This is a genomic window from Streptomyces sp. CA-251387 (assembly GCF_050936625.1).
Taxonomy (GTDB): Bacteria; Actinomycetota; Actinomycetes; order Streptomycetales; family Streptomycetaceae; genus Streptomyces.
In genome coordinates this window covers 4,337,400-4,364,279 of sequence record NZ_JBNJMJ010000001.1, presented here as the reverse complement: position 1 = coordinate 4,364,279, position 26,880 = coordinate 4,337,400, and the positions used below count along the sequence as shown (strand labels likewise).

Sequence of the window (26,880 nt, the reverse complement as noted above, 5' to 3'; positions counted from 1 at the left end):
GTCACGATACAAAAAGGAGTCCCGGCACCGGGCTCGAGGCTCGGTGCCGGGACTAGTTCCCGCCGTCGGCCGGCTATGCGGCCGTCACGCGCTTAGAAAGCGCTGTTGTTGCAGCCCATGGTCGAGCCGAGGTGGGTGTCCTGCCCACCGGCGTTGCCCTCGCCGTTGAGCGCGTTGCCCAGCAGGCCGTTCAGGATGCCGACCTGGCCGAGGACGTCGACGTTGAGGTCGTGCGACTTGCAGGAGGAGCTCTGCAGGACGCTGAACTTGCCCCCGTCCTTGCCGCCGTGACCGCCCTGGTCGGCGACGGCGGTGCCGGCGCTGAGGATTCCGACGCTGCCGAGGGCGACGACCAGGACGGCAGCCTTGCGAAGCTTGTGCATGTCATCTCCGGTGGAGTGAGGTGGTTGCGATCTGTGAGAGATCGACTTCGTACAGTTACGAGAGAATAATAGGAAATATCCGATATGTCGTAGCGACGCGCCGGGATTCGCGATCTCGTGTCGGAAGCACCCGGAAGCCGCAGTGCACAAAGAGAAAGTGCTGGTCACAGCCGTTTGTTGAAGACTGTGACCAGCACTGTGTTCCTGTCAGGTGGTGCCGAGGGCGCGCTCTAGCTGGTCGCGCGGGCGTGGGCGGCGGCGTTCGCCTGGCTGTTGGCCTGGTCGCAGTCGACACCGCGGGCGTCGGCGGCCGCGAGGGCGGCGATCGGGACGTTCGCGTTGAGCAGCGACTGCGGGCTGCACTCCTGGGACGGACGGAACAGGTTGGCCTGGCCGAGCGGGTCGGACTGCGGGGCCGACTGGGGCGAGATCTGCGGGTTGATCTGCGGGCTCAGCTGCGGGCTGACCTGCGGGCTGACCTCGGCACCGCGCTGGGGGGCCGCCGGTCGCTGCGGCGCGCTCTGAGTGCCCGGGGTCTGGACGCTGGCCTGCGACCGGGTCCAGGTGTGGGCCTGGGCGTCCTGCTGCCCGACCGGGGGCGGAGTGGTGCCCCTGTATGCCACGGGGGCGTCGGCGACGCTGGGGCCGGCGCCGATGGCTGACAGACCACTGGCTGCTGCGACGACGAGCGCGACGTGCTGAAGCTTGCGCATGGAACCTCGGCCCTTCAATTGACCTGTTCATGGAACGTATGGAAGTGCTGTGAGCCATTGCTCTGACCCTGTGGGAAACGAGCCGAGTGCGGGCCCGGTCACGTGTGTCGGGGTGTGCTCACCCATTTGCCAGGGGTGTAAATCATCAACGATGAGAAGTGCGGGCCCGCTGCTTGTTGTTGACGGGGTGACAAATCCGTAGAGCCGTTTATCTGATCGATGGCAATTGAGTGACGGACTTTCACATCCCGTGACCCGGCCCCTTAATTGTCGTTGCCAGCTGGGAGAGGGCAGCGATCAGGACTCGGAGAGGGGCATTGGGATCCGCTGCCGGCTCCAGCGTGAAGTCCACATGACAGCTCAGGCATTACCCCTGTAAGGGCGCAGTACGAATATCACACTGAGCGCACGCAAGACCGCACTGAATACATACGGATTCCCTGCACAGGTAATGAAGGGCCGAGGGTTCCATGCGCAAGCTTCACAAGGCCGCGCTCGTCGTAGCGGCGGCCGGCGGACTGTCCGCCATCGGCGCCGGCGTCAGCGAGGCCGCCGAATATCCCTACGGGTACGGCGCTCCGGCGCCCGCTCCCGAGTACCCGGCACCTCACTACGCGGCCCCGGCGCCGGCCCCCCAGTACGCGCCACCCCCGTACGCGGCCCCGGCGCCCGCTCCGCAGTACGCGCCGCCCCCGTACGCGGCTCCGGCGCCCGCTCCGCAGTACCCGGTGCCTCAGCAGGCCGTCGCGGAGGCCCGTTCGACGGGCGTCGCACAGGCCTCGGCTCCGCGGCCGGCGCCCCAGTACGCGCCCCAGTACGCGGCCCCGGCTCCCGCTCCCGCCCCGGCTCCGGTGTACGCGGCCCCGGCCCCCGCGCCCGCTCCGGCGCCCGCACCCCAGCCGCAGAGTGGTTACGCCTCCGCCTCGGCCTCGTCGGGCGGCGCCGCGGAGGCGTCCAACCGGCCGCACGCCGCGCCGCAGTCCGCCCCCCAGCAGTCGCCGGTGCCGCAGGTCGTGCCGCAGGTCACCCCGCAGACGGCGCCGCAGGTCATGCCGCAGGTGGCCCCGCAGGTCCACGCGCCGCAGGTCTTCAACCCGGAGCCGCCGCCGCGGGTCGCCCCGCAGGTGAACCCCCAGGTGAACCCGCAGGTGAACCCGCTCATCAACCCGCTGATCACGCCCACCCCGGCCGGCCCGCCGCAGATTCCGGGGCTCGGTCTCGGACAGGTCCAGGCGCCTCCGGTGGGCCAGTTGGGTCTGCCGCGGCTCGGCTGATCCCCCTGTAGTTGTCCACCACCCCAACTCGATCTGCTGCACAGCACATCCGCTCGACCAACGGAGAAGAAATGCGCAAGCTTCAGAAGGTCGCCCTCGTGGGCGCGGTCCTCGGCAGTGTCGGCTCCTTCGGCGTGGGCACCGCCGTGGCCCACGGTGAGGCGGGAGCTCACGACCTCGACATCACGCAGGGCATCGAGTGCCGCTCGCACGACATGAACGTCGACGTCCTCGGCAGCGTCGGCCTCATCAACGGCCTGGCGGGCAACCTGCTGAACGGCGAGGGCAACGCCGGCGGGCAGGACACCCACCTCGGTTCCGACATGGGCTGCAACAGCGCGGCGCTGAAGTAGAGCGTGTGAAGCGTTCGGTCCGACGCCCGCTCCACCACGGGGCGGGCGTCGGACTGTTGGGCGCGTCATATGCGCTGAGTGATACTTCGTAACCCTGCGTGTAGGGTGATCTCGTTGACCAGGAAGGGTGGGCGACCTGTCGCATGAGACTGTCCTGTGCCGACGAGATGCTGTTGCTCAACGGGTGCCCGGGCGTCATCGGCCTGGCGGCGGTCTTCTCCGGTGAGCAGCCCGACGTGGAGCAGGTGCGGACGCGCGTCGCCGAGCGGTGGACGGGCCTGGAGCGGATGAACTGCGTGCTCGACCGCCCATCGGACGACGGCGGGACGGCGCGGCGGGGGCCGTTCGGGCGGCGCGGGCGTGTGCGGTGGGTCGTACCGGGGCCGTTCGATCCGGCCGTGCATGTCACCCTCGCCCGGGAGAAGTTGGACGATCTGTGGGCGGAGAGCGTGCACCGGCCGCTCACCGGCGAAGTCCCGCCCTGGCGGCTCTTCGTGGTCCCGGACGCGGCGTACGGCGGCGGGTTCGCCCTGGCGCTCGTGGCCCAGCACGTGCTGCTGGACGGGCGCTCCCTGGCGACGTTGATGCGCTCGTTGACGGACAGCCCGGTGGCGGCGAGGGACTCGGCGCGGTCGGTGCCGCTCACCCGGACCGGGCTGCGCGCGGCGGGCCGGGAGCTGCGGGCGATGGCGGCCGCGGGGCAGGCCCTTCCGATGCGGTCGCCGGGGGAGACGTACCCCTCGGTCGCGGTCAGTGAACTGTCCGCGCACACGGTCCGATCCGCGCGCCGGCAGCCCGCCGACGGCCGGGGTGCGACGCTGAACGAGCTGCTGGTGGGCGCGGTGGCCGGGGCGCTGCGGGCCCAGTACGGCCCGGTGCGGCGGTGGCGGCAGCAGGAGGAGCCCGCGTACACGGCCGTACCGTGCGACCTGCGCACCCGGGCGAATCCGAGGGAACTCGGGAACACGCTCACGGTCGTTCGGGTTCCGTTGCCCGTCGACGTGGACGGTCCCGTGGCGCGGCTGCGGGCGTGTCAGGCCGCGTTGGCCTCGGTCCCCGAGCGGGCCGCCGTCCACGCCGGCGTGCTGTTTCCCGCCGCGGAAGCGGTACGGCGGACCGGCCCGTGGGTGACGGGACTTCTGACCAACCGCGGCCGCCGCTCCTGCTTTGCGGCGACCGCGACCACAGCCATGAAGTGGCCCGGCGGGTCGAGCGCCTTCGAAGGGCGCCGGCTGGTGCGCACCGTGGGGCTGCCGCCCTTGCAGCACCCGGGCACCGCCAGCTTCGCCCTGGCACAGGCGGGGGACACGTTCACGCTCACCGTGGTGTGCAACCTGCGCCCGGACGACGCGAGACGGCTCGCCGACGCGGTCGTCACGGAGTTCGAGGCATGGGCCCGGATGGCGACGCCGTCGGTGTGAGTCAGCCCTGACGGCACCAGGAATGGAGGCAGTTGCATGGATGTGGAACACGGCGACGTATGGGAAGCGTTGCGCCCGCTCTGCGCGCGGGTGATGTCGGTGCCGCCGGAGGCGGTGGTGCCGCAGGCCCGGCTGGTCGCCGACCTGGGAGCCGACAGCCTGGACATCACCGAACTGGAAGCGGCGTCGGAGGAGTTGTTCGGGGTGTCCCTGCGGGGCACCGACAAGACCGGCGTGTCCACCGTGGGTGACGTCGCCGACCTCATCGTGAGGATGCGCGCCCACGCCACCCACAGCCCCCTCGCCCGATGACCCGCCGACACGCAGTCGCCGTCACGGGCCTGGGCGTGCGCTGCGCCGCCGGAGCGACTCCGGAGGCGCTGTGGGAGAGCCTCGTGCAGTGCCGTCCGGCGACGTCGCTGCACGCGTTCGACGACGAGGGCAGCGTCGTATACCCCGCGTGTGCGATGACCGACTTCGATCCGGCCGGCTACCTGGCGCCCAAGGAGGTCCGCCGGGCCGACCGGTCGGTGCAGATGGCGGTGTGCGCGGCCGCGGACGCCGTGGCGGACGCCGGAGGGCTGCACGTCGTACCGGGCCGGCGGGCGGTGGTCACCGGCACCGGGTACGGCGGGGTGATCAGCCAGGAGAACGGCATCGGGCATCCCGACGTGCTCTACGCGCCCCGGCTGATGCACAACGCGGGGGCGTACTGGATCAGCGCCAGGCTCGGTATCACCGGGCCCAGTCTGACGGTCTCCACCGCGTGCGCGTCCGGCACGCATGCGGTGGGGGAGGCGATGCAGATGATCCGGGCGGGGTGTGCGGACGTGGTGGTGGCGGGCGGCCATGACAGCCCGCTGACGCCCACGACCGCGCTGGCCTTCGGGCGGGCCGGTGCGATGGTCACCGAGTGCGAGGATCCCGCGGCCGCGTCACGGCCGTTCGACGTGGAGCGGCGCGGGTTCGTGCTCGCCGAAGGGGCGGCGTTCCTGGTGCTGGAGCGGCTGGACCTCGCCCAGGCGCGGGGCGCCCGGATCTACGCCGCGCTCACCGGATACGGGCGTACCTCCGACGCCCACCACCTCACGGCCCCGCATCCCGACGGCCTCGGGGCGCGGGCGTGCATGGAGCAGGCGCTCGCCGACGCCGGCACGACGGCGGACGCCGTCACGCACGTCAACGCGCACGGCACCGGCACCGAGCTGAACGACATCGCGGAAGCGCAGGCCATCACCGCCCTGTTCGGCCCGCGGAAGGTGCCCGTGACCGCGCCCAAGTCGGTGACCGGGCACGGGTTGGGGCTGGCGGGGGCGCTGGAAGCGGTGATCACGGCCTGGTCGGTGCGGGAAGGGCTCGCGCCGCCGACCGCGTCCCTCACGCGGCTGGATCCCCGATGCGAGCTGGACGTGGTCACCGCCGAACCGCGCAAGATCCCGAACGGCCCGGTGATCAGCAACAGCTTCGCCTTCGGCGGCCACAACGCCAGTGTCGTGTTCGATTCACCCCACGGCTGAGCACCGAAGGAGGCTGCGGACCATGAGGCTGACGGCCATCGAGGAAGGGCACCTGCGCAACGGGCTGCCGGGGACGATCGGCATCGCCGGGGTGTTCGTCGGAGGGCCGTTCGATCTGGAGCAGGTGCGCTCCCGGGTCCGTGAACGATGGGGCGGACTGGACCGGATGAGCCTGGTCCTGGAGCCCCCGGCCGGGCCGGCGGCGCTGTCGGGCCATCGATGGGCGCCGGCCCGGTCCTTCGATCCCGGCGCGCACGTCACCGCCACGGACCAGGACCTGGAGTCCCTGCTCACCGACGGCGTCCGGCGAGGCCTGCCGCACGACCGGCCTCTGTGGCGGCTGTTGGTCACGCGGCAGGCCGTCGTCCTGTTCGCCCATCACGCGCTGCTGGACGGCCGATCCCTGGAGACGCTCTTCCGGCTGCTGATGGACGACGCCGCGGCGCCGCCCCCGCTCGCATCGGCCGCGGCGCATGTGCTCGCGGCAGCGCAGCGGCGCCCGCCCGTGCGGCCCGCCACCCTGGGCAGGGAGCTGCGCCGCATCAGGGCCCTCGGCCGTCACCTCCCTCCGGCCTGCCCGGGCGAACCGTGGCCGTCCGTGGCCGTCGTCGAGCTCGACCCGCAGGTGATGCGTACCGCGCGCCGCCAACCCGCCGAGGGACGGGGAGCCACGCTCAACGAGCTGCTGCTGAGCGCGTATGCCGGCGCCCTCCACGCCTGTTACGGCCCCCTGCACCGCTGGCCCGGCGATCCGGCTCCCTTCTACGCCACGGTGCCCGTCGACCTGCGCACCCGTCACCACGCACAGCAGCTCGGCAACGGCGTCACCGCGCTGCGCATCCCGCTGCCCGTCGACGGCGCGTCCCCGGTGGCCCGGCTGCAGGCGTGCCAGGACCTGGTCGCGGCGTTTCCCCACCGCTGCCACACCCACCGCGCGCTTCTTCCCACGCTGCAGTCGGTCGCCCGTTCCCTGCCCTGGCTGGCCGGGACGATGGCCAGAAGCCTGGCGCGCCCCGAGGTCACCACGAGCCTGTGCACCGCCTTCAAGTGGCGGGACAACCCCAGCCGCTTGCACGGACGCCCCCTGTCCCGCGTCGTTCCCCTGCCGCAGCTCTCCCCGCCGGGCACGGCGAACCTCTGCCTCGTCCACACCGCCGACACCTACACGCTGACCGTCGTCAGCCACGCGCGTGCGGGTGACGCGGAGATGATCGGTGCTGCCGTGGCGCAGGAACTGAAGGCGGTCGCGGCGTCCGACGCGGCTGCCGGGTCTGTCGGGTCTGGTGGAGCGTCGTGATCAGGTTGCTGGCCCGGCACCCAGCGCCGCGAGGGCCTCGTCCGTCAACCGGTACACCGTCCACTCGTCCTGGGGGCGGGCGCCGAGGGCCTCGTAGAAGGCGATGGAGGGGGCGTTCCAGTTCAGCACGGACCACTCCAGGCGCTGGTAGCCGCGCTCCACGCAGAGGCGGGCCAGCTCGGTGAGCAGGGCCTTGCCGTGTCCGGCGCCGCGGGCGGTGGGGCGGACGTAGAGGTCCTCCAGGTAGATGCCGTGGACGCCGCGCCAGGTGGAGAAGTTCAGGAACCAGATCGCGTAGCCGACGGTCTCGCCGGTCGTGTCGTCGGCCGCGATGTGCGCGTAGGCGGCCGGGCGGTCGCCGAAGAGGGCCGTGTGGAGTTGCTCCTCGGTGGCCCTCGCCTCCTCCAACGCCTTCTCGTACTCGGCGAGTTCGCGGATGAGGGTGTGGATGGCGGCGACGTCGGCGGGCGTGGCGGGTCGGATCATGGGCGCAGGTTAGCTGGCGCGATCTCTCAGCCGCCTGGCGATTTCCAGTTGGCGCTCCTCCAGCGGGCGGCCGTCGTCGATGTCCCAGAGGCAGTTCTGCAGGAGCCGGCCGTACGTCCATGCACGCGCGCGTGCTCGGTCCAGGCCGAGTACGTCGGTCATGGCGTCGAAGCGCCAGCGGACGTCGTCGGCGTCGAAGCGGTTGGCGAGGGCCGGCCACAGTTCGAAGCCGGGATCGCCGGCGAGGGGCTTGGGGTCGATGGCGAGCCAGGGGGCGCGCTCGGAGGCGAGGACGTTCTCGTCGTGGAGGTCCCAGTGCAGGAGGCGGTCGCCCGGTTCGTCGACCACGTCCCGTACGGCGGCGGCACAGTCGGCGACGATACGGCGGGCTTCAAGGTCCGGGATGCGCTCCAGCGCCCAGGGCGTCTGCTCCAGCATGGCCTGCGCGATGTCGCCGAGGCGGCGCAGACCGGCGGGCGCGGGGAAGGAGGTGAGGTGGGCGAGCAGCCGGGCGATGACCAGGACGGACTCGTGGACGTCCGGCTGGTGCGCGAGCATGCGGGACGAGTCGAGGCGTTCGAGCAGCATGGTGCCGGTGGCCTCGTCGTGGTCGAGGAGGCGTACCGCCCCGTCACCGTCCCACGTGCGCAGGGCGACCGGTTCGCCCTCGCTCTCCTCGTCGAGGAGTTGCAGCTTCAGGACGGCCGGGGTGCCGTCCCGCCGGGCCACGGGGAGGACCAGCGCGGAGACCCCATGCATGGGCGGTCCGTCGACCGTCAGCTCCCAGCGGCCGAGGAAACCGGCCGTCAGGTCCGGGAGTCCGGCGACGAAGGCGCGGCCCGTCTCCCCGTTGTACTTCTGTTGTGATGCGGCGAGCTCCTGCGGAATGTCGATCACTCTGCCGACCCTATGGGGCTCCCGGAATCGGCTCACGCGAATTAACGTCCTCGCATGAGCAGCTCGGTGAGTGGTGCCGTGAACGGCGGCATCTCCTTCTGGTACGCGGACGACGGCCTCCCCGAGGTGCGCGAGCCGCTCGCGGGGGACGCCTCCGCGGACGTGGTGATCGTGGGCGGCGGATACACGGGACTGTGGACCGCGTACTACCTGAAGAAGGCGGTCCCCTTCCTCCGTATCACCGTCCTGGAACAGAAGTTCTGCGGATACGGGGCGTCGGGGCGCAACGGCGGGTGGCTGTACAACGGCATCGCGGGGCGTGAACGGTACGCGAAGCTGCATGGCCACGAGGCGGCCGTACGGCTGCAACAGGCCATGAACGACACGGTGGACGAAGTCGTCAGGGTCGCGCGCGACGAGGGCTTCGACGCCGGTGTTCACAAGGGCGGTGTCCTCGAAGTCGCCCGCACACCGGCCCAGTGGGCGCGGCTGAAGGCCTTCCACGAGCACGAGGTGGCGTACGGCGAGAAGGACCGCGTGCTGTACGGCGCCCGGGAGACCGCCGAACGGATCAAGGTCGCGGACGCGGTCGGCTCGACGTGGACGCCGCACGGGGCGCGGGTGCACCCGGTGAAGCTGGTCAAGGGCCTCGCGGCGGCCGTGGAGGCGCTCGGGGTCACCATCCACGAGCTGACGCCGGTGACGGAGATCCGGCCGAAGCACGCCGTCACGCCGTACGGCACCGTGCGCGCGCCCTATGTCCTGCGCTGCACCGAGGGCTTCACCGCAGCCCTGAAAGGCCAGAAGCGGACCTGGCTGCCGATGAACTCCTCGATGATCGCCACCGAGCCGCTGACGCGGGAGCAGTGGGCGGCGATCGGCTGGGACGGCCGCGAGACGCTCGGCGACATGGCGCACGCCTACATGTACGCGCAGCGCACCGCCGACGGACGGATCGCGCTGGGCGGGCGCGGGGTGCCGTACCGCTTCGGGTCCAGGACCGACAACGACGGGCGGACGCAGCCCGCGACCATCGAGGCGCTGCGGGAGATCCTCGTCGGGTTCTTTCCCTCACTGGCCGGGGTGCGTGTCGAGCACGCCTGGTCGGGTGTGCTGGGCGTGCCGCGCGACTGGTGCGCCACGGTCACACTGGACCGTTCGACGGGGCTCGGCTGGGCGGGCGGTTACGTCGGCTCGGGCGTCGCCACCGCCAACCTCGCGGCGCGGACCCTGCGGGACCTGGTGCAGCAGGACTCCGGCCAGGGCGGGCGGACCGAGCTGACCGAGCTGCCCTGGGTCGGGCACAAGGTGCGCAAGTGGGAGCCGGAGCCGCTGCGTTGGCTCGGCGTGCACGGCCTGTACGCCACCTACCGCGCGGCGGACCGGCGGGAACGCAGCACGAACGGCGCGGAGTCGGCGAGGCTGGCACGGATCGCCGACCGGGTGGCGGGGCGGCACTGAGGAAAACTTTCGCCCCTGGATACTCACGGGTGCGTTGTCACACCCGTGTGCGACTATCGCCTCAACGACCACTGATCCGGGGGGATTCCATGTCTGACGACGACTCCTGTCCGTCTGCGAGACGGGGGCGGGCGGCCGTGTTTCCGGCCGTGTTCGCCGCTCTCGTCTCGCTGCTCGCCTCACTGCTGACCCTGACCGGCGCGAGTCCCGCCGTCGCCGCCGGCGAGGAGTGCGCGCCGCTCGCCCTCGCGCCGTTCGGTGACCCGGGGGACGCCGTCGGGAACGCGACCGTCGCACCCGACTCGAGCGTCTGCTACACCGTCACCGTCGAGACACCGGGCCTGTATCTGGCACCGGCGAAGGACAGCCACGGCAACGCGATGGCCAGGCAACTCCTCGCCGCCGACGGCAGCGAGGTGGACTGCTACGGCGACGGGTACGCCACGCAGGGCATGTGCAGCGTGCCCGCGGCCGGCGCCTACGCGCTGAAGGTCCTCAACACCGAGTGGGAGGACAAGGCCACCTCCGTCACCTTCGTGCCGCTCGGCTCGGCAAAGGGCTGCGCGGACCCCGTCGGCACCAACTGGGACCAGCCGGATGTCACCCGGACGACCGTGAGCCGGGTGGAGGTCGACTGCCAGCCCTTCCAGGGCGAGCGCGGCGACCGGGTCCGCCTCACCCACGGCACGAAGGTGTACGGCGACTCCCTCGCCTGGATCACCGACGCGACCGGCAAGCGGATCTGCGAGCAGTTCCCGGAGAACGACGAGGACAGTTGCGTCCTGCCCGGCGACGGCCCCTACCGGGTGATCTCCACCGTCTGGCGTTCGGAGAACGGCTTCCCCGCCGAGTACGGCGTGAAGGTGCGCCGGCTCAGCGACCCGCAGGGCTGCACCACCGCCCCGGTCCACCCGTACGGCCCGCTGGAGCAGCAGGCCCTCACCAGCAACCCGTGCTTCACCTTCACCGCCGGTACGGCCGGCCCGTACACCGTGCACTCCGTGAGCGAGGGCCGCGAGGTCGGGGTGGCCCGCGTGTACGACGCGGCCGGCCTGAGCGTGTGCCGGTACGGGGCCGACCCGTGCCGGATCAAGACGCCGGGCACGTACACGGCCGTCCTCGACGACGGCACCTACCCCTTCCGGGACACCCGCGCCGGCCTGGTCGTCCTCGATCGTGCCTCCGACGCCGGGTGCGTGCCGGCCCGGACCGGCCTGCACAAGGGCGAGTTGAGCACGGTCGGCCAGTACGACTGCCTGACGCTGGACGCCCCGCAGGGCGCCCGGATCGCCGCGCTCACCTCGCTCTCCTCGGCCGGGACGACCCCCGAGGTGGAGGTCCTGGACCGCACCGGCACCCCGCAGTGCGACGCGGACAAGCTGCGGGGCGGAGACTGCGCGCTCACCGGTGAGGCCCCCTACCGGGCGCTGGTGCACACCGAGGACGGCGGGGACACGGCCACGGGCCCGTACGCGGTGGCCTTCCACCGCACCGATGTCGCGCAGGGCTGCCCCGTCCTGCCCGCCGGCAGTTTCGCCGCGAACGGCGCGAAGGCCACGCTGACCACCGGCGACGGCGTCTTCTCGCACTGCCTGGGCATCCCGGCGGACGCGCACACGGATGCCGAGGTCTTCCAGCTGAGTGCCACCTCCGGAACCGCCTCCGCGGCGTTCTCGGTGCTGGACTCCGACGGCAAGCGGGTCTGCGAGCGCTATGCCACCACCAACGGCTGGACCATCTGCTCCCTGACCCCGGGCAAGGCCCACACCGTGCTGGTGACCGGCCGCGACGAGGCCGCCACGTACACCCTGACCCGGCGGGACGTCACCGCGAGCGCCTCCTCGGCGGGCTGCACGAAGACCGCGGCCGCGAAGGTCGGCGGACCCTCCGTGAAGAGCGCGTACGACGGCCCCGGCACCCTCGACTGCCATCAGGTGACCACCGCCGCGGCCACCGACGTCGTGCACGTCAACGTGCGGGACGCCCTCGGTACCGCCAACTCCGCGGTCGTCGCCGGGGACGGCCGCGTGGAGTGTTCCTTCCGCAACACCTCCTGTGCGGTCACCGGGTCCACCACCCACCAGGTCCTCGTGCAGACGCCGGTCAACCTCAGGGCCGCGCCCGAGTACCGCCTGGACGCCCTGCGTGTCGCGACCGGGGACGGTCCCGCGCCGGAGTGCGTGAAGGTGCCGTCCGTGGCGTACGGGTACGGGCCGATCACCGGGACGCTCGACGAGTCGCGCACCGCCGTGTGCGCGGTGCTGCCGACGGCCGGGTACGACCGCTTCGACACCGAGATCACGGACACCACCGGCGCCACCACCACGGCGGTGCCCGCGCTGTACAACAGCGCCTGGAGCAATGGATGCACGATGTCGTCCTCCGGCATCCAGTGCGCGGCGGGCGGCTCGTCCTCGGGGGCAAGCCCGAGCCTGTTCCTGCTCGGCCTGCCGGAGAAGGCGTCCAGCACCTCCTACAGCGCCAAGCTGACCTGTACGTCCCCGGTGTGCGGTCCGGAGGATACGGCCGTCACCGCGGTCAGCCCCGACACCGGGGCCGCCGGCGGCAAGGTGAAGCTCACGGTCACCGGCACCGCCCTCGGCCCGGACGTCACCGTCCGGCTCAGCCAGGCCGGGAAGACGGTCACGGCGAAGGCCGACTCGGTCTCCGCGGACAACCGGACGGTGACCGCGACCCTCGACCTGACAGGTGTGGCCACCGGCACCTGGAACGTCAGCGTGCTCACGCGCGGCTGGGAGTTCCCGCGCGGCACCTTCACCGTGACCCCCCAGCCCAAGCTGGAGAACACGGCCGCCCCCAAGATCACCGGCACGGCCAAGACGGGCGCCAAGGTCACCGCCGCGCCCGGCAGCTGGTCGGCGACCCCGTCTTCGTACACGTACCAGTGGAAGGCGAACGGCACGGCGATCAGCGGGGCGACGGCCTCGACGTACACCGTCCCCGCCTCGATGGTCGGCAAGAAGCTCACGGTGACCGTCACCGCGGTCAAGCCGGGCTGGGTCAGCGGGTCGGCGACCTCGGCGGCCGTGACCGTGGCCAAGGGCGACGCGCCCAAGGCGACCAAGCTGCCGGTGATCAGCGGCACGGCGAAGGTCGGCAAGACGCTGAAGACGACCAAGGGGACATGGAGCCTCGCGCCGACTTCCTACGCGTACCAGTGGTACGCGAACGGCAGGGCGATCAGCGGGGCGACCAAGTCGTCGCTGGTGCTGAAGTCGGCACAGAAGGGCAAGAAGATCACCGTGAAGGTGATCGCGCACCGCACCGGTCACATGGACGGGTCGGCGGTGAGCAAGGCGACGCAGGCGGTCGCCGGCTGACCCTCGACGGAGGGTGGGGGAGGGGCTCCGCGGTCCGGTGGAGCCCAGCCGTGGACCACACCCACGGCTGGTCACGGCTCCAGTACTACCTTTCCGGTGGTTCCGCGCGTTTCGAGGGCACGGTGGGCGGCCGCCGCCTCGGCGAGCGGGAAGCGCTGTACGGCCGGGGTGAGGCGGCCTGCGGCGGCCTCGGTGAGGGCGCGCAGTTCCAGGGTGCGGACGGGGTTGGGGCCACCGGCCTTCTGCATCATCGCGGGGCCCAGGACGTTCTCGGAGACGCCGTCGACGAGGTAGGGCTCGCCGTCGTGCAGTCCCGCGCCGGACCAGCCGAAGACGAGGTGCCTGCCGCCGGGCCCGAGCAGGGCGACCGCCTCGCGGGCGACGTCGCCGCCGACGCCGTCGAGGACGACGGTGGCCGGCCGCCCGCCCAGGAAGGCGCGGACCTTCTCCGGCCACGCCGGGTCCCGGTAGTCGACGGCGAGGTCGGCGCCGTTCTCCTGCACGCGGGCGGTCTTCTCCGGTCCTCCCGCGAGGCCGATGACGACGGCGCCGGCGTTCTTGGCGTACTGCACGAGCAGGGTGCCGATACCGCCGGCCGCCGCCGGGATGACGGCGACCGAGTCCGGACCGAGCTCGGCGAACTGCAGGATCCCCATCGCCGTACGGCCCGTGCCGATCATGGCGACGGCCTCGGCGAAGTCCAGGTTCGCCGGGATCTCGTGGAGGCGGTCGACATCGGTGACGGCGAGCTCGGCGTAGCCGCCCGGCGCGAAGCCGAGGTGGGCGACGACGCGCTTGCCGAGCCAGAGCGCGGCGACGCCCTCGCCGAGGGACTCGACGACACCGGCGACCTCGCGGCCGGGAACGGTGGGCAGCGTGGGCGGCTGCGGCGCCGGGCCCTGGATGCCCTCGCGCAGGGCCGTGTCGAGGAGGTGGACGCCGGCCGCTTCGACGGCGATACGGACCTGGCCGGGACCCGGTGCGGGGTCGTCGACCTCTTCGTAGGTGAGGTTCTCGGCCGGGCCGAAGGCGTGCAGGCGGATGGCGTGCATAGGAGGTCCCCTCGGATGTGCCTGTGCTGGCAAGGTGTCAGGTGTCAGGACCCCACCCCCGTCGCCGGAGGTGGCTGGCACCTGCGATGCTCCAACCTCAAGCCCGCTTGAGGTCAAGGGCGTGCCGGCCGAGGGCCAACGACACGGCCGTGAGCGCGCTGTTGAAGGAGACCTCGGACAGCACACCGGGGGCCGCGACCTGGTCCCCCGCCAGATAGACGCCGTTGCCCCGGTCGACGGCCGGACGGTCGCGCCAGCTGGTGCCGGGCAGGTCGACGGCGCCGGTACGGCCGCTCGCGACGGACCCGCGCCGCCAGGTGACGCGCTCGCGCCAGCCGGGGAAGCCCAGGTCGAGAAGTTGCTCGGCGCGGGCGATGCCGTCGGCCTTGGACTCGTGTGGCGCGAGGGGGATCTGCCCCTGGATCAGCTGCTCACCCGCCGGCGCCAGGGACCGGTCCTGCGCGGTGAACCGCTCCAGCCACCCCGTCTCGTCGAGATCGGAGACGATGAAGGCGTCCCCGCGCCGGGTACGCACGGCCAGATCGATGAGCGCCGTACGGCCGCTCGTCCAGGTCAGCGAGTCGTCCTTGAGCAGGCGGCGGGCGGCGTCGAGGGAGGTGGCGACGACGACGGGCGTGTCGGTCGGCACGTCGTCCAGGCTGTCGACGCGGGACAGGGTCTCCATCCGCACCCCCAGATTCCACGCCCGGGCCGCCATCCGGTCGATGAGGTTCGCCCAGCCGCCCCGCGGATAGTGCGCCTCCGGCGGCAGCTTGGTGGCCCGCCGCAGCCGCTCCTGCACGAACGCGGCGGACAGCGCTCCGGGATCGTGGTGGAACAGGGCGACGGCCGAGTAGTGGGCGGCGGCACGGGCGCCCTCCTCGCCGGCGATGCCGGTGGCCCACGTCATGAAGTCGACGTCGGCGGGCGCCTGCGGCAGGGCGGGCCGCAGCAGCTTGAGCATGGCGAAGGGCGGGGTGCGGCGCAGGACACCCCGGTACCGCAGCCGCAGCCGGGCCGCCTCCAGGGGCGGGATCGGCGCGAGCGGCCCGATCAGGTCGCGCTGCTTGAGCCAGGCCCAGTGCGGGCCGCCGTTGTACAGGGCGTGCGGTCCTTCGTTCGTCCGGTACGGCCCCTCGGCGGTCCGCGCCCGCCCGCCGAGGGTGTGGTGGGCTTCGTACACGGTGACCTTGGCGCCCGCCTCGGCGGCGGTGATGGCCGCGGTGAGTCCGGCGAAGCCGCCGCCGATGACGGTGATGCGGTGCATGGCTGGGGTCTCCCTCTTGCTCGGGCTTGCTCGGGTTCGCCTTCTCTGTCTGTGACTACGACGGTCCGAGGCACCCGGAATGTGACATCGCCGGTGTCTGCGCAGGTCAGGGCGATTGTCAGTGGTGGGGTGCAGCATGGGGCCATGGCGAGGAGAGCGATGGGTGCGGGCGGCGGTGCGGGCCGGGGCGCGGGTGCGGGCAGGGGTGGCGGTGCGGGCCGGACCGGCGTGAAGGGCGCGCGGCGGCCCGAGGTGCGGCTGCCGGCGCTGGAGCCGTACCGGGACGGGGAGTTGGAGCCGGACGGGGACTACGACGGGCTGGAGTTTCGCGAGGAGGACCTCTCCGGACTGGACGGCGGAGGTGCCCGCTTCATGGACTGCGCATTGAAGGGCTGCACGCTGGACGAGACCAGACTCCATCACGCCCGGATCCTCGACTCGGTGCTCACCGGCCTACGGGGCGTCGGCACCGATCTCGCCGAGTCGACCCTGCGTGATGTGGAGCTGGTGGACCCCCGGCTGGGCGGGGTGCAGCTGCACGGCGCGGTCCTGGAGCGGGTGGTGATCCGAGGCGGCAAGATCGACTACCTGAACCTGCGCAAGGCCAAGCTGAGAGACGTCGTCTTCGAGGGCTGCGTCCTGGTCGAGCCGGACTTCGGGGGCGCCCGGCTGGAGCGGGTGGAGTTCGTCGACTGCGCGGTGAAGGGGGCGGACCTCAGCGGAGTGACGCTGACGGACGTGGACCTGCGGAGGGCGGCCGAGCTGGACATCGCGAGGGGGGTGGACCGGCTCGCGGGGGCGGTGATCAGTCCCTCGCAGCTGCTGGATCTGGCGCCGGTGCTGGCGGCGGAGATGGGGGTGCGGGTGGAGGGGGAGTAGGGAAGAGGGGGGTAGGGGAGAGGGAGGGGGACATGTATGATTGATCTTGAGCTGCTCGCCGGGAACTCTCGGCGGACGGTGCTGCGTTGGTGGTCCAAGGAAAGACGCCCCGCTTCCTGCGGGGAGATGCAGGTGCAAGGCCTGCCCGGCGCTCTGACAAGGAGCCCCCTCCCGTACGCGACGGGAGGGGGCTCCTTCGTTTTTTACGCGGCTGTTGTGCGCCGGCGGAGCGCCCCCGCCCTACGGCACCCGGGGAAACCGTGCCTGCAGCGTCCAGATCGCCGGGTTCTCGCCCAGGTCCTCGTGCAGATCGATCAGGTCGGCGATCAGGTCGTGCAGGAAGTCGCGGGCCTCGCGGCGCAGTTCGGCGTGCGAGAAGGTCAGCGGGGGCTCCTCCGCGGGCATCCAGTCCGCCTCGATGTCCACCCAGCCGAAGCGGCGCTCGAAGAGCATGCGGTCCGTGGACTCGGTGAAGTCCAGTTCCGCTCGCTGGGGACGGGAGGCGCGCGAGCCGGCCGGGTCCCGGTCCAGCTGCTCGACGATGTCGCACAGGGCCCAGGCGAAGTCGAGCACCGGCACCCATCCCCAGGCTGTGGACAACTCCCGGTCCGCCTTGGTGTCGGCGAGGTAGACGTCGCCGCAGAACAGGTCGTGACGCAGGGCGCGGACGTCCGCGCGGCGGTAGTCCGTCTGCGGGGGGTCCGGGAAGCGGGTGGAGAGGGCGTAGCCGATGTCGAGCACGTAAGTGATGGTGTCACGCCTCACCTGGGGCGTATGTGCTGGTGCCGGGCCGCCTCATAGGATCACCGGTGTGTCCCGATTCGCGCCCGTTGCCCTGACCGTCACCTCCGCCCTGCTCGTCCTCACCGCGTGCAGCGGCGGTGTCCAGGGCACCCCCGGCGGCTCCGGGGTGCGTGACCCGTACTTCCCCAAGGCCGGCAACGGCGGCTACGACGTCACCCACTACGCCCTCGACCTCGCCTACGACCCCGACGACGGCCACCTCGGCGGCACCGCCGAGATCACCGCCCGCGCCACCCAGGACCTCTCCGCCTTCGACCTCGATCTGACGGGCATGGACGTCGAACAGGTCACCGTGGAGGGCGAGCGCGCCCGCTGGAGCCGTAACGGGCAGGAGCTCGTCGTCCGCCCCCACGACGACCTCGACGACGGCGAGACCTTCCAGGTCACCGTCCGCTACTCCGGCACCCCTGAGACCGTCACCGATGCCGACGGCTCCGAGGAAGGCTGGCTCCCCGCCGACGACGGGGCGCTCGCGCTGGGCGAGCCCGTGGGATCCATGGCCTGGTTCCCCGGCAATCACCACCCGTCCGACAAGGCGTCGTACGACATCGCGGTCACCGTGCCGGAGGAGCTGGAGGCCGTCTCCAACGGGGAGTTGGCCAACCGGACCACCACCGACGGCCGCACGACGTTCCGTTGGCGCACCGCCGAGCCCATGGCCAGTTACGTGGCCGCCCTCGCCATCGGGGACTACGACATCCACCGCTCCACGGTCACCAGCGAGACAGGCGGGGACCTGCCCGTCTACACCGCTGTCGCCCCCACCCAGGACGACGCCGGCCGCGAGGTCCTCGCCGAGCTCCCCGACATCCTGGAGTGGGGCGAGACCAACTTCGGCCCGTATCCCTTCTCCTCCACCGGCGCGATCGTCGCCCCCGAGGAGGCCGCCGGCTACGCCCTGGAGACCCAGAACCGGCCCGTCTTCCCCGGCGCCCCGGACACCAGCACGCTCGTCCACGAGCTCGCCCACCAGTGGTTCGGCAACTCCGTGACGCCGAAGAGCTGGCGGGACATGTGGCTGAACGAGGGCTTCGCGACGTACGCGGAATGGCTGTGGCGGGAGGACAACGGCGGCGACAGCGCGCAGGAGATCTTCGACGCCCGGTACGACCACGGCGAGGACGACCACGAGGACCTCTGGGACTTCCCGCCCGCCAAGCCCACGAGCGCCGCGCACATCTCCGACTCACCCGTCTACGAGCGCGGCGCGATGGTCGTCCACAAGATCCGCCAGACCGTCGGCGACGACACCTTCTACGAGATCGTCCAGGGCTGGGCGGCCGACCACCGCCACGGCACCGCGGACACCGCCGACTTCACCGCCTACGTCGAGAAGAAGGCGCCGGACGCGGACTTCACGCGGATCTGGGACGAGTGGCTGTACGGCGACGGAAAGCCGGACCGCCCGTGACGGACGGCCCGGCAAGTCCGTTGGACGGGCGGGTCAGTTGACGTTGACCGCCTTCCACGCCGCCGCCACGGCGTTGTACTCCGCGCCGCCGAAGCCGTACAGGTCGGCCGCCGCCTGGAGGGTGCCGGTGCGGGCCGCCGCGTAGTCGGTCGAGGAGGTGAAGTAGGTGGTCAGGGCCTTGTACCAGATCTGGTAGGCCTTGGTGCGGCCGATGCCGGTGACCGTCGAGCCGTCGTACGTCGGCGAGTTGTAGCCGACCCCGTTGATCGTCTTCGCGCCGCTGCCCTCGGACAACAGGTAGAAGAAGTGGTTGGCGACGCCGGACGAGTAGTGCACGTCGAGGCGGCCGACGTTGCGGGACCAGTAGTCGGCGGAGTTGCCGTCCTTGCTGGGCTTGTCCATGTAGCGCAGCGGGGTGCCGTTGCCGCGGATGTCGATCTTCTCGCCGATGAGGTAGTCACCGGTGTCGGAGGAGTTGCCCGCGTAGAACTCCACCGAGGTGCCGAAGATGTCGGAGGTGGCCTCGTTCAGGCCGCCGGACTCCCGGCTGTAGCGAAGGCCCGCGGTGGCCGCGGTGAGACCGTGGCTCATCTCGTGGCCGGCCACGTCGAGGGAGGTGAGCGGCTTGAGGTTGTTCGCGCCGTCGCCGTACGTCATGCAGAAGCACTGGTCGGACCAGAAGGCGTTGACGTAGGCGTTGCCGTAGTGGACGCGGGAGTAGGCGGCCTTGCCGTCGCCGCGGATGCCGTTGCGGCCCAGCTCGTTCTTGTAGAAGTCCCAGGTGACGGCGGCGCCGTAGTGGGCGTCGACGGCGGCGGTCTGGCGGTTGGCGGGGGTGCCGTCGCCCCAGGCGTCGTCGGCGTCGTGGAAGAGGGTGCCGGTGCCGTTGGTGGCGCCGTTCAGGTCGTACGTCTTGTGGCCGCCGCGGCCCGCGTCGGTGAGGTCGTAGCCGCTGGAGGCGGTGCCGGTGGTGCCGAGCGGGACGGTGCCGCTGTACTGGCTGGTGCCGGTACCGGTGTCGATGGCCTCGAAGGAGTGGAGCTCCTTGCCGGTGGTGGCGTCGGCGATGACGTGCAGCTCGCTCGGGGTGCCGTCATGCTGGAGGCCCTTGACGACGGACTCGTAGGCGAGGACGGGCTTCGCGCCGGCCGCCCAGACGACCTTGCGGGCGGTGGCCTGGGAGGAACCGGTGCCCGCGAGCGCCGACTTCTTCGCGGTGGCGGCGGATATCGCGGCGTCCGTGGACGCCACGGCTATTCGGGCCTTGGTCGCCTTGCTGACGCCTTTGAGGGTGCCGCTCTTCGTCACGTGCGTGACCAGGTCGCCGCCGAGGACGGGGAGACCGGCGTACGTCCGCTCGTAGCGGGTGTGGACGGTGCCGTTCGCGTCCTTGACGACGTCCCGGACGACGAGCTTCTCCCGCGCGCCGAGCCCCAGCTCACGGGCGGTGGAACCGGCGGCCGCCTGGGCCGACTCGATGGCGGCGGCGCGGGCGGAGGCGCTGAGGGGGAGCGCGGCCGCACCCGACGGGGTGGGCTCGGGGGCCGCGGTGGCGGGGCCGTTCTGCAACGCGAGCACGACCATCGCTGCCGAGCCGATCAGGGCGGCGGCACGCACGGTGGCCTTGCGGGTGGAGCGGGTCGCGCTGGTGGCGCGGGACTGCTGTCTCACTCGGTCTCCTTCGGACTGGCCTCATGGGGGAGGCACAGGTGGGGCACAGAGTTGCGGCGAGCGGGAGAGAGAGTGACACCTGGAACGGCTTGTTTGACAGGGCGCCGTCAAGACTTTACGTGTTTGTATCCGAAAGTCGTTACCGGGGAACCGGTATGCGGACGGGTGTGGGTGGGTGGTGCGGTCGCCCAACTCTCGTTCGGACAAGCGGAGTTGGTGCGCAAGATGTCACACCCGATGGCCGAGGTCGCGGCGCATCGCGGCGCGGGCCGCCCAGACGGCCTCGGCGTGCTGGAGCCGCCGCTCCTGCCATTCCGGCGAGTCGAGCGGCGGATCACCGGCGGCGAATGCGTCCTGGAGGTCCCGCAGGGTCGCGTAGACCTTCTCCAGGACGTCCGACATCTCCTGCGGGGCGCAGATCAGGGCGGTCTCACGGGCCTCGTCGCAGCCCGACGCCCGGAACGCCTCCCGTACGGACGTCTCCCGCGCCCCGTCGTCCTGACCACGACCTGCGACGGCGGCCGCGTGCATGGCCTCATAGGCCAGCCGGTACTTCGTCAGGACGGTCACATAGATCTGCTTGCGTTCCTGCCGGGTCCGATCGGCCAGGTCGCGGCGCCACCGGGCACGGTCCGCGAGCAGCGTCGAGCCGACGCCGACCAGCGCGCCGAGGGCTGTGCCGGCCAGGGTTGTCCAGTCCATGCCGGTTCAGTCTTCGATCAGCGGCTTGCGCAGGACCGCGCAGGGGCGGCCCAGTTGACGGTCCTCACGGTGGGCGATGACCTCGTAGCCGAGAGCGGTCCAGAAGGCGAGGCCCTGGGGGTTGCTGTCGAGGACGGCGAGGCGTACGGCAGTACGGCCCGCCGCGCGGAAGCGGTCCTCGACGAGGGCGGCCAGCTGCCTGCCGTACCCCTGGCGGTGGGCCGTGGCGTCCACCATCAGCAGGCCGATCCACGGGTCCGGGTCGGCCGGGTCCGGGTGACGGGCGAGCGTGATCACGATCCCGGCCAGCCGGCCCTCGCTGCGGGCGAGCAGCACCTCCACGTCCGGGTTCGCCAATTCGTCCGCGAGCGCGGCCGCCACCTGCTCCGGCCGGATGTCGTCCGGGTCCGGGAAGTCACCGCTGAGCGCGTGGAAGTCGCGATTGGAGGCGTAGAGGGCGGTGAGTTCGGTGAGGAGCGGGGCGGGGATGTCGTGGTCGGGGGTGAGGGGGAGGGGGTCGAGGATCACGTGGGGCAACCTATCGCCACCCCACAACGCCGGAACCCCCGGCCGAAGCCAGGGGTTCCAGCACAGTGCAGGCGTCTGGCGGCGTCCGTCAGACGTTCACGCCGAAGTCCTGCGCGATGCCCACCAGGCCCGAGGCGTAGCCCTGGCCGACCGCGCGGAACTTCCACTCGGCGCCGTTGCGGTACAGCTCGCCGAAGACCATGGCCGTCTCGGTGGCCGCGTCCTCCGACAGGTCGTAGCGGGCGATCTCGGCGCCGCCGGCCTGGTTGATGATGCGGATGTAGGCGTTACGGACCTGGCCGAAGTTCTGCGAGCGGTTCTCGGCGTCGTAGATCGAGACCGGGAAGACGATCTTGTCGATGTCGGCCGGGAGGGCCGCCAGGTTGACGTTGATCGCCTCGTCGTCGCCCGCGCCCTCGCCCGTGCGGTTGTCGCCGGTGTGGACGATCGAGTTGTCCGGGGTCTGCTTGTTGTTGAAGAAGACGAAGTGGGCGTCCGAGTAGACCTTGCCCTGCTGGTTGACCGCGATCGCGGAGGCGTCGAGGTCGAAGTCCGTGCCGGTGGTGGTGCGGACGTCCCAGCCGAGGCCCACGGTGACGGCGGTCAGGCCCGGAGCCTCCTTGGTGAGCGAGACGTTGCCACCCTTGGACAGGCTTACAGCCATTGTTGGGAGTCCCTTCCCTCGTTGCGGTACGGCTAGAAGCTACAGCTACCCCTATCAACGCGGAGAGGGGTACCTCAGGTTCCAGGTGTCTTTACTTTCTTTGCCAAAGAGCACCCGTAGGGGATAACGGGTAGGGGATGCAGGCGATATTCGCGTGACGTGGACCGGACAGGCGCGGGAACATGGACGGCATGTCTGGTCCCTACGTCATCCGTGGCTCCGTCTCGCTTCCCGAGGCCGAGCTCATGTGGCGTTTCTCGCGGTCGAGCGGCCCGGGCGGCCAGCACGTCAACACCAGCGACTCCCAGGTCGAGCTGCGGTTCGACCTTGCCAGGACCGAGGCGCTGCCCGAGGTGTGGAAGCAGCGGGCGCTGCAGCGGCTGGCCGGGAGGCTCGTCGACGGTGTCGTCACCGTCCGCGCCTCCGAGCACCGTTCCCAGTGGCGCAACCGCGAGACCGCCGCCGTACGCCTCGCCGCGCTCCTGGCCGAGGCGACGGCTCCGCCGCCCAAGCCGCGCAGGCCCACCCGCATTCCGCGCGGGATCAACGAGCGGCGGCTGAGGGAGAAGAAGCAGCGCTCGGAGACCAAGCGGGGGCGGTCCGGGCGGGACTGGGGGTAGTCCCGAAGGAGCTCCGGGTGGGGTAGCCCCGGGAGGGGTCCCAGAAGCTCGGGCTGTCACATGTGCGCCTGTCACATGTGCGCCGCGCGATTCGTCAAGCCACTGACGACGGACCGCGACGAGAGGCTGCGACAGATGAGCGCCGACGACACCGACTCCGACTTCCTCGCCCAGCGATTCGAGGCGCACCGCGCCCACCTGCGCGCGGTCGCCCACCGCATGCTCGGCTCGACCACCGAGGCCGACGACGCGGTGCAGGAGGCGTGGTTCCGGGTGAGCCGCTCCGACACCAGCCGGGTCGACAACCTCGGCGGCTGGCTGACCACCGTCGTCGGCCGGGTCTGCCTGGACATGCTGCGCTCGCGCAAGTCCCGCGCGGAGGAGCCCCTCGACACCGCGGCACCCCCTCCCGCCGTTCCGGCTGCCTTCGCCTCCGCAACCATGACGGACCCCGAGCAGGACGCCCTCCTCGCCGACTCGGTCGGCGTCGCCCTGCTCGTCGTCCTGGACACGCTGACACCCGCGGAACGGCTGGCGTTCGTGCTGCACGACCTGTTCGGGGTGTCGTACGACGAAGTGGGGGCGGTCGTGGACCGTACGCCGGCCGCCGCGCGGCAGCTCGCCAGCCGGGCCCGGCGACGGGTGCAGGGCGCCGGGCCGCCCGAGGCCGATCGCGCCAGGCAGCGCAGGCAGCGGGAGATCGTCGACGCCTTCCTCGCCGCCGCGCGGGAGGGTGACTTCGACGGGCTGCTCGACGTCCTGGACCCGGACGTCATCGCGCGCACCGAGGCCGGGGTGGCCACGGGTGCGGCGGCGGTGGCGCGGGGCGCGGCGACGTTCGGCGGGTCCTTCGCCGGTGTCGCGCAGGCCGCGCTGGTCGACGGTGCCGCGGGGTTCGTGGTGGTGGCCGAGGGGCGGGTGGAGCGGGCCCTGAAGTTTGCGTTCGTAGGGGATCGGATCGCCGTGATCGACATCGTGACGGACCCGGCGCGGCTGTCCCGGCTAGATGTCAGGCTGCCCTAGTCCGGCTCCAGTAGGCCCACCGTCTCGCCTTAGCCTGTCTCGCCGTTGGGGTGGAAGCCGAGCCCCAGATGGAAGCCGTCGAAGGGGCGGGCCGTCTCGGAAGGGAACGAGAGTTCCTCTATCGAATGAGTGACCTTTTCCGGTGATGGTCGTTGCATGCGGTGGCGGGGTTGGCGCGACGCGGGGCGGTGGGTGCGGTGCGGGAGTTGGCGACGCCGTTTGTGGTGCCCGGCCCGTCAGCAGTGGCCGTCCGTGACCGGCTCAAACACCTGACCGCCGGGGACGAGAAGGTACTGCGGCTGGTCGGTGATCTGCTCGGCTCGCTCGCCTCCCGTGACCTGAAGGCGCGGTGCGCGGCGGAGTTGGACCACGACACCGAGCGGTGGGCTGAGCGCAAGCGCATCCTCACCCAGGAGTCCTCCTCCCGCTGGGCCGGGTCGATCACGAGGGCAACCCACGATCAGTGGGCGCTCGCCCGGCGCGGCCAGCTCGCGCACATCCAGAGCCTCGAAACCGGGATCAAGACGATCAGACACCGGCTGTCCCAGCCCATCGGTGAGAAGGGCAGCAAGCAGGCGCCGGGCGGCTACCGCAGTAGGCGGGAGTGGTTCGCCAAGTCCCGCCGCCTGCACGTACTCGAAGACCGGCTGCACATGGCGCGGGCGGACCGGGAGGCCGGGGTCGTGCGCGTGGTGCGGGGCGGGAAGCAACTGCTGAACACCCGCCACCACCTGGAGCAGGCTGGGCTGGCGGAAGAGCAGTGGCGCGCCCGGTGGGAGACCGGTCGGCGGTTCCTCGTCGCAGATGGTGAGTCCGGCAAGCGGTACGGCAACGAGACCATCCGCGTCACCGACGACGGCGAGGTCTCCCTCAAGCTCCCCGCCCCGCTGGCGCACCTGGCGAACGCGCCATACGGCCGGTACGTCCTCGCAGCCCGCGCGAGCTTCCCGCACCGGGGCGCACAGTGGCGCGACCGCGTCAGTACCAACCGGGCGGTCGCCTACCGCATCCACGAAGACGTGCAACGGGGCCGCTGGTACCTGACCGCGTCCTGGACCATCCCCCCGGTCACGACCGTGCTGCTGGAGGCGGCCCGCGAGGGCGGCCTGGTCGGTGTGGACACCAACGCCGACCACCTGGCCGCCTGGCGCCTCGACGAACACGGCAACCCCGTCGGCGAACCACTGCGCTTCGAATACGACCTGAGCGGCACCGCCGACCACCGGGACGCGCAGGTGAGGCATGCTCTGATCCGCCTGCTGCACTGGGCCAAGCGTCACGGCCTGGCGATCGCGATCGAAGACCTCGACTTCACCACGGAGAAGACCCGCGAGAAGCACGGACGCCGCAAACGCTTCCGCAAGCTCATCTCCGGCATGCCCGTGGCCAGGCTGCGGGCCCGGCTCGTGTCCATGGCGGCCGAACTTGGCATCACTATCGTCGCCGTCGACCCTGCCTACACCTCCAAGTGGGGCGCCCGACACTGGCAAAAGCCCCTCACCAGCAACAACCGCAAGACCACCCGCCACGACGCAGCCGCCGTGGCGATCGGCAGGCGCGCCCTGGGACACCCGATCCGGCGACGGACGGCACCGCCCCCATACGACCGGAGTGATCGTGTGGGGCATCGGACCGTCCAGGCCCGACCGGGCACCCCGGGGCGTGAGGGAAACCGCCCCCGCATCCCCGGACCACGGACACGATCCGTGCGCGCCAGACGCGGCGAGAACGCGGTCGACCAGAACGTCCAACATCGTTCGGGGCGTTCGGCTGAGCATGAGTTCTGGCAACGGGACTCACTCCCGCTCAGTCTCTAGGAACGGTGCCAGGTGACGTACAGCCGCGTGCCGCCCCGGCGGCGGATCTCCGCGGCGACGGATTCGACCGCGAACCGGCCGTATCCGCGGCCCTGTTCACCGGCGGCGATGTTCAGCCGCCACAGTATTCCGGAGCGCCGGAGCGTGCCGTCGCTGCGCCAGTCGATGTCGAAGAAGGCCATCAGGAAGCCGACCGGGCGGTCGCCGTCGACGATCAGGCGGGGCCGGGCGACGCCGGTGGGGTAGACGTACGCCTCGGCGAGGGACTGCATGACGGGGGAGACGGCGTGTTCCTGGTCGGAGCGGACGCGTATGCCGGTGGCGGCCTCGAAATTCCCCGGGGTGATCTTTTCGAGGCGGGGCGTGGGCGCGGAAGTGGTCGAAGTCACCCCGGAACGGTAAGTCGGGTGATCGGCGGGCGGCCACGGAATTGCGTGCCGCTGTCGGCGGTGGATTCGCCCAACTGCCGTACCGGCCACAGGATTCCGTCCCAACTGCCGATACGGGCAGCGGGATTCACCCCAGGTGCCGATACCGGCCCCGGAAATACGTCAGCGGCCCCCCCTCCGCGCTCGGCAGCGAGGCCGACAGGACGCGGCCGATCACCAGGGTGTGGTCGCCGGCCGTCACCCGCTGCTCGGTGCGGCACTCCAGGGTGGCCAGGGCGCCGCCCACCAGGGGAGCGCCGGTCTCCTTGCCGCGGACGTACGGGATGTCGGCGAACAGCAGGCGGTCGCTGACGCGGCCCTTCATGGCGAAGCGGCCGGCGATGTGGCGCTGGCTCTCGGAGAGCACCGAGACCGCCCACAGGGGCTGTTCGGCGAGCAGATCGTCCATGCGGGAGCCCTCGCGCAGACTGACCAGGACCAGCGGCGGGTCGAGGGACACCGACATGAACGCCGTCGCCGTCATGCCGACGTCCTCGCCTGCCGGAGCGTGCGGGTCGTCCGGATCCAGCGGCGGCTCCAGCGCGGTCACCAGGACCACACCCGCGGCCAGCCGCGACATGGCGGCACGGAACTCGTCGTTGCTCACTCCCTCAGCATGCCCGGAGGCGCTCCGGGAGGCGGGGAGGACGGCGGTCACGGGCGGCGCGGAGGGCGGGAGAGTGTTCGGCACGACGAAAACGCTAATGTCGGCCCCACGTCCGCCACATCGGGCCTGCGCCCGAGAACGGACCTAGGACTGCGGACCGACCGCAGACTGCAGCGGGAGCGCCCACAAAGTTTGCGTTCAGTAAACGCACAGGAAAAACGCAGAAACACCACTCAATTGTTCACGTTTACCTGTGACTTGAGT

Annotated in this window: 25 protein-coding genes and 1 pseudogene; 13 read left to right on the top strand and 13 right to left on the bottom strand. The window is 71.4% G+C overall.

Going from position 1 to position 26,880, the window contains the following annotated elements; translation table 11 throughout:
• Positions 1-92: 92 nt before the first annotated feature.
• The gene (locus ACQEV2_RS19365; protein WP_433042741.1) at positions 93-383 is read right to left on the bottom strand and encodes a hypothetical protein; all 291 of its coding nucleotides are present in this window, start codon (positions 381-383) and stop codon (positions 93-95) included.
• Between the two features lie 230 nt (positions 384-613).
• The gene (locus ACQEV2_RS19360; protein ID WP_433042738.1) at positions 614-1,096 is read right to left on the bottom strand and encodes a hypothetical protein; all 483 of its coding nucleotides are present in this window, start codon (positions 1,094-1,096) and stop codon (positions 614-616) included.
• A gap of 470 nt (positions 1,097-1,566) precedes the next feature.
• On the opposite strand from ACQEV2_RS19360, the gene ACQEV2_RS19355 reads away from it, so the two are divergent.
• The 6 genes from ACQEV2_RS19355 to ACQEV2_RS19330 all read left to right on the top strand — a co-directional run bounded on the left by ACQEV2_RS19355 (position 1,567) and on the right by ACQEV2_RS19330 (position 6,958).
• Positions 1,567-2,370 (top strand): hypothetical protein, encoded by an 804-nt coding sequence (locus tag ACQEV2_RS19355; RefSeq protein WP_433042735.1) that lies wholly within the window; start codon positions 1,567-1,569, stop codon positions 2,368-2,370.
• A 71-nt stretch (positions 2,371-2,441) separates the two neighbouring features.
• Positions 2,442-2,723, top strand: a complete 282-nt coding sequence (locus ACQEV2_RS19350; protein WP_433042732.1) for a hypothetical protein — start codon at positions 2,442-2,444, stop codon at positions 2,721-2,723.
• Between the two features lie 143 nt (positions 2,724-2,866).
• Entirely contained in the window at positions 2,867-4,144 is a 1,278-nt protein-coding gene (locus tag ACQEV2_RS19345) for a WS/DGAT domain-containing protein (RefSeq protein WP_433042729.1), read from the top strand.
• A gap of 36 nt (positions 4,145-4,180) precedes the next feature.
• A complete protein-coding gene (locus ACQEV2_RS19340; protein ID WP_433042726.1) occupies positions 4,181-4,456 on the top strand; it encodes a phosphopantetheine-binding protein in 276 nt (91 codons plus the stop codon).
• Complete coding sequence (locus tag ACQEV2_RS19335) at positions 4,453-5,661, top strand: beta-ketoacyl-[acyl-carrier-protein] synthase family protein (protein ID WP_433042723.1); 1,209 nt, start codon at positions 4,453-4,455, stop codon at positions 5,659-5,661. The genes ACQEV2_RS19340 and ACQEV2_RS19335 overlap by 4 nt, the downstream gene beginning before the upstream one ends.
• 22 nt (positions 5,662-5,683) lie before the next feature.
• Positions 5,684-6,958 (top strand): wax ester/triacylglycerol synthase domain-containing protein, encoded by a 1,275-nt coding sequence (locus ACQEV2_RS19330; RefSeq protein WP_433042720.1) that lies wholly within the window; start codon positions 5,684-5,686, stop codon positions 6,956-6,958.
• Here the strand turns inward: ACQEV2_RS19330 and ACQEV2_RS19325 are convergent, their stop codons facing one another.
• Positions 6,959-7,444: an N-acetyltransferase family protein gene (locus tag ACQEV2_RS19325; protein ID WP_433042717.1), complete on the bottom strand. Its 486-nt coding sequence runs from the start codon at positions 7,442-7,444 to the stop codon at positions 6,959-6,961.
• A 9-nt stretch (positions 7,445-7,453) separates the two neighbouring features.
• Positions 7,454-8,377 carry an aminoglycoside phosphotransferase family protein gene (locus ACQEV2_RS19320; protein ID WP_433042714.1) on the bottom strand — a complete coding sequence of 308 codons (924 nt, stop codon included), beginning with the start codon at positions 8,375-8,377 and terminating at the stop codon, positions 7,454-7,456.
• Positions 8,378-8,395: 18 nt separating this feature from the next.
• On the opposite strand from ACQEV2_RS19320, the gene ACQEV2_RS19315 reads away from it, so the two are divergent.
• Positions 8,396-9,802, top strand: a complete 1,407-nt coding sequence (locus ACQEV2_RS19315) for an NAD(P)/FAD-dependent oxidoreductase (RefSeq protein ID WP_433042711.1) — start codon at positions 8,396-8,398, stop codon at positions 9,800-9,802.
• 89 nt (positions 9,803-9,891) lie between these two features.
• A complete protein-coding gene (locus ACQEV2_RS19310) occupies positions 9,892-13,143 on the top strand; it encodes an IPT/TIG domain-containing protein (RefSeq protein WP_433042708.1) in 3,252 nt (1,083 codons plus the stop codon).
• Between the two features lie 71 nt (positions 13,144-13,214).
• On the opposite strand, the gene ACQEV2_RS19305 is transcribed toward ACQEV2_RS19310, so the two are convergent.
• Positions 13,215-14,195, bottom strand: a complete 981-nt coding sequence (locus ACQEV2_RS19305) for a zinc-binding dehydrogenase (protein WP_433042705.1) — start codon at positions 14,193-14,195, stop codon at positions 13,215-13,217.
• 97 nt (positions 14,196-14,292) lie between these two features.
• Entirely contained in the window at positions 14,293-15,462 is a 1,170-nt protein-coding gene (locus ACQEV2_RS19300) for an FAD-dependent oxidoreductase (RefSeq protein ID WP_433042702.1), read from the bottom strand.
• Positions 15,463-15,606: 144 nt separating this feature from the next.
• On the opposite strand from ACQEV2_RS19300, the gene ACQEV2_RS19295 reads away from it, so the two are divergent.
• The gene (locus ACQEV2_RS19295; protein ID WP_433042699.1) at positions 15,607-16,341 is read left to right on the top strand and encodes a pentapeptide repeat-containing protein; all 735 of its coding nucleotides are present in this window, start codon (positions 15,607-15,609) and stop codon (positions 16,339-16,341) included.
• A gap of 240 nt (positions 16,342-16,581) precedes the next feature.
• Here ACQEV2_RS19295 and ACQEV2_RS19290 read toward each other — a convergent pair whose 3' ends face one another.
• Entirely contained in the window at positions 16,582-17,082 is a 501-nt protein-coding gene (locus ACQEV2_RS19290; RefSeq protein ID WP_433042696.1) for a hypothetical protein, read from the bottom strand.
• A gap of 70 nt (positions 17,083-17,152) precedes the next feature.
• Here ACQEV2_RS19290 and ACQEV2_RS19285 point away from each other — a divergent pair, with 70 nt between their 5' ends.
• The gene (locus ACQEV2_RS19285) at positions 17,153-18,556 is read left to right on the top strand and encodes a M1 family metallopeptidase (RefSeq protein WP_433042693.1); all 1,404 of its coding nucleotides are present in this window, start codon (positions 17,153-17,155) and stop codon (positions 18,554-18,556) included.
• A 33-nt stretch (positions 18,557-18,589) separates the two neighbouring features.
• Here the strand turns inward: ACQEV2_RS19285 and ACQEV2_RS19280 are convergent, their stop codons facing one another.
• From ACQEV2_RS19280 to ACQEV2_RS19265, 4 genes are all read right to left on the bottom strand, one after another.
• Positions 18,590-20,140 carry a M4 family metallopeptidase gene (locus ACQEV2_RS19280; RefSeq protein WP_433054580.1) on the bottom strand — a complete coding sequence of 517 codons (1,551 nt, stop codon included), beginning with the start codon at positions 20,138-20,140 and terminating at the stop codon, positions 18,590-18,592.
• Between the two features lie 315 nt (positions 20,141-20,455).
• A complete protein-coding gene (locus ACQEV2_RS19275) occupies positions 20,456-20,929 on the bottom strand; it encodes a hypothetical protein (RefSeq protein WP_433042690.1) in 474 nt (157 codons plus the stop codon).
• A gap of 6 nt (positions 20,930-20,935) precedes the next feature.
• On the bottom strand, positions 20,936-21,457 hold the full coding sequence (locus tag ACQEV2_RS19270; protein WP_433042687.1) for an N-acetyltransferase family protein: 522 nt from the start codon (positions 21,455-21,457) through the stop codon (positions 20,936-20,938).
• Between the two features lie 88 nt (positions 21,458-21,545).
• On the bottom strand, positions 21,546-22,121 hold the full coding sequence (locus tag ACQEV2_RS19265) for a TerD family protein (protein WP_360334138.1): 576 nt from the start codon (positions 22,119-22,121) through the stop codon (positions 21,546-21,548).
• A gap of 182 nt (positions 22,122-22,303) precedes the next feature.
• Between ACQEV2_RS19265 and arfB the strand changes: the two genes are divergently transcribed.
• From arfB to ACQEV2_RS19250, 3 genes are all read left to right on the top strand, one after another.
• Positions 22,304-22,741, top strand: coding sequence for an alternative ribosome rescue aminoacyl-tRNA hydrolase ArfB (gene arfB, locus ACQEV2_RS19260; RefSeq protein WP_433042683.1), 438 nt, complete (start codon positions 22,304-22,306; stop codon positions 22,739-22,741).
• Positions 22,742-22,876: 135 nt separating this feature from the next.
• Complete coding sequence (locus ACQEV2_RS19255; RefSeq protein WP_433042680.1) at positions 22,877-23,764, top strand: sigma-70 family RNA polymerase sigma factor; 888 nt, start codon at positions 22,877-22,879, stop codon at positions 23,762-23,764.
• A 188-nt stretch (positions 23,765-23,952) separates the two neighbouring features.
• Complete coding sequence (locus tag ACQEV2_RS19250; protein WP_433054577.1) at positions 23,953-25,581, top strand: IS200/IS605 family accessory protein TnpB-related protein; 1,629 nt, start codon at positions 23,953-23,955, stop codon at positions 25,579-25,581.
• A 5-nt stretch (positions 25,582-25,586) separates the two neighbouring features.
• Here ACQEV2_RS19250 and ACQEV2_RS19245 read toward each other — a convergent pair.
• Together ACQEV2_RS19245 and ACQEV2_RS19240 are read right to left on the bottom strand one after the other, a co-directional pair.
• A pseudogene (locus tag ACQEV2_RS19245) lies at positions 25,587-25,970 on the bottom strand (GNAT family N-acetyltransferase); the annotation flags it as partial.
• Positions 25,971-26,097: 127 nt separating this feature from the next.
• Positions 26,098-26,700: a flavin reductase family protein gene (locus ACQEV2_RS19240; RefSeq protein ID WP_433042677.1), complete on the bottom strand. Its 603-nt coding sequence runs from the start codon at positions 26,698-26,700 to the stop codon at positions 26,098-26,100.
• Positions 26,701-26,880: the final 180 nt, after the last annotated feature.

What these genes read in the sequence shown, in the direction of transcription:
- ACQEV2_RS19365 (WP_433042741.1), bottom strand. Translation starts at nt 383, where the DNA reads ATGCACAAGCTTCGCAAGGCTGCCGTCCTGGTCGTCGCCCTCGGCAGC.
- ACQEV2_RS19360 (WP_433042738.1), bottom strand. Translation starts at nt 1,096, where the DNA reads ATGCGCAAGCTTCAGCACGTCGCGCTCGTCGTCGCAGCAGCCAGTGGT.
- ACQEV2_RS19350 (WP_433042732.1), top strand. Translation starts at nt 2,442, where the DNA reads ATGCGCAAGCTTCAGAAGGTCGCCCTCGTGGGCGCGGTCCTCGGCAGT.
- ACQEV2_RS19265 (WP_360334138.1), bottom strand. Translation starts at nt 22,121, where the DNA reads ATGGCTGTAAGCCTGTCCAAGGGTGGCAACGTCTCGCTCACCAAGGAG.
- ACQEV2_RS19280 (WP_433054580.1), bottom strand. Translation starts at nt 20,140, where the DNA reads ATGGTCGTGCTCGCGTTGCAGAACGGCCCCGCCACCGCGGCCCCCGAG.
- ACQEV2_RS19255 (WP_433042680.1), top strand. Translation starts at nt 22,877, where the DNA reads ATGAGCGCCGACGACACCGACTCCGACTTCCTCGCCCAGCGATTCGAG.
- ACQEV2_RS19305 (WP_433042705.1), bottom strand. Translation starts at nt 14,195, where the DNA reads ATGCACGCCATCCGCCTGCACGCCTTCGGCCCGGCCGAGAACCTCACC.
- ACQEV2_RS19310 (WP_433042708.1), top strand. Translation starts at nt 9,892, where the DNA reads ATGTCTGACGACGACTCCTGTCCGTCTGCGAGACGGGGGCGGGCGGCC.
- ACQEV2_RS19345 (WP_433042729.1), top strand. Translation starts at nt 2,867, where the DNA reads ATGAGACTGTCCTGTGCCGACGAGATGCTGTTGCTCAACGGGTGCCCG.
- ACQEV2_RS19355 (WP_433042735.1), top strand. Translation starts at nt 1,567, where the DNA reads ATGCGCAAGCTTCACAAGGCCGCGCTCGTCGTAGCGGCGGCCGGCGGA.
- ACQEV2_RS19275 (WP_433042690.1), bottom strand. Translation starts at nt 20,929, where the DNA reads ATGGACTGGACAACCCTGGCCGGCACAGCCCTCGGCGCGCTGGTCGGC.
- ACQEV2_RS19315 (WP_433042711.1), top strand. Translation starts at nt 8,396, where the DNA reads ATGAGCAGCTCGGTGAGTGGTGCCGTGAACGGCGGCATCTCCTTCTGG.
- ACQEV2_RS19340 (WP_433042726.1), top strand. Translation starts at nt 4,181, where the DNA reads ATGGATGTGGAACACGGCGACGTATGGGAAGCGTTGCGCCCGCTCTGC.
- ACQEV2_RS19330 (WP_433042720.1), top strand. Translation starts at nt 5,684, where the DNA reads ATGAGGCTGACGGCCATCGAGGAAGGGCACCTGCGCAACGGGCTGCCG.
- ACQEV2_RS19295 (WP_433042699.1), top strand. Translation starts at nt 15,607, where the DNA reads ATGGCGAGGAGAGCGATGGGTGCGGGCGGCGGTGCGGGCCGGGGCGCG.
- arfB (WP_433042683.1), top strand. Translation starts at nt 22,304, where the DNA reads ATGGACGGCATGTCTGGTCCCTACGTCATCCGTGGCTCCGTCTCGCTT.
- ACQEV2_RS19300 (WP_433042702.1), bottom strand. Translation starts at nt 15,462, where the DNA reads ATGCACCGCATCACCGTCATCGGCGGCGGCTTCGCCGGACTCACCGCG.
- ACQEV2_RS19325 (WP_433042717.1), bottom strand. Translation starts at nt 7,444, where the DNA reads ATGATCCGACCCGCCACGCCCGCCGACGTCGCCGCCATCCACACCCTC.
- ACQEV2_RS19335 (WP_433042723.1), top strand. Translation starts at nt 4,453, where the DNA reads ATGACCCGCCGACACGCAGTCGCCGTCACGGGCCTGGGCGTGCGCTGC.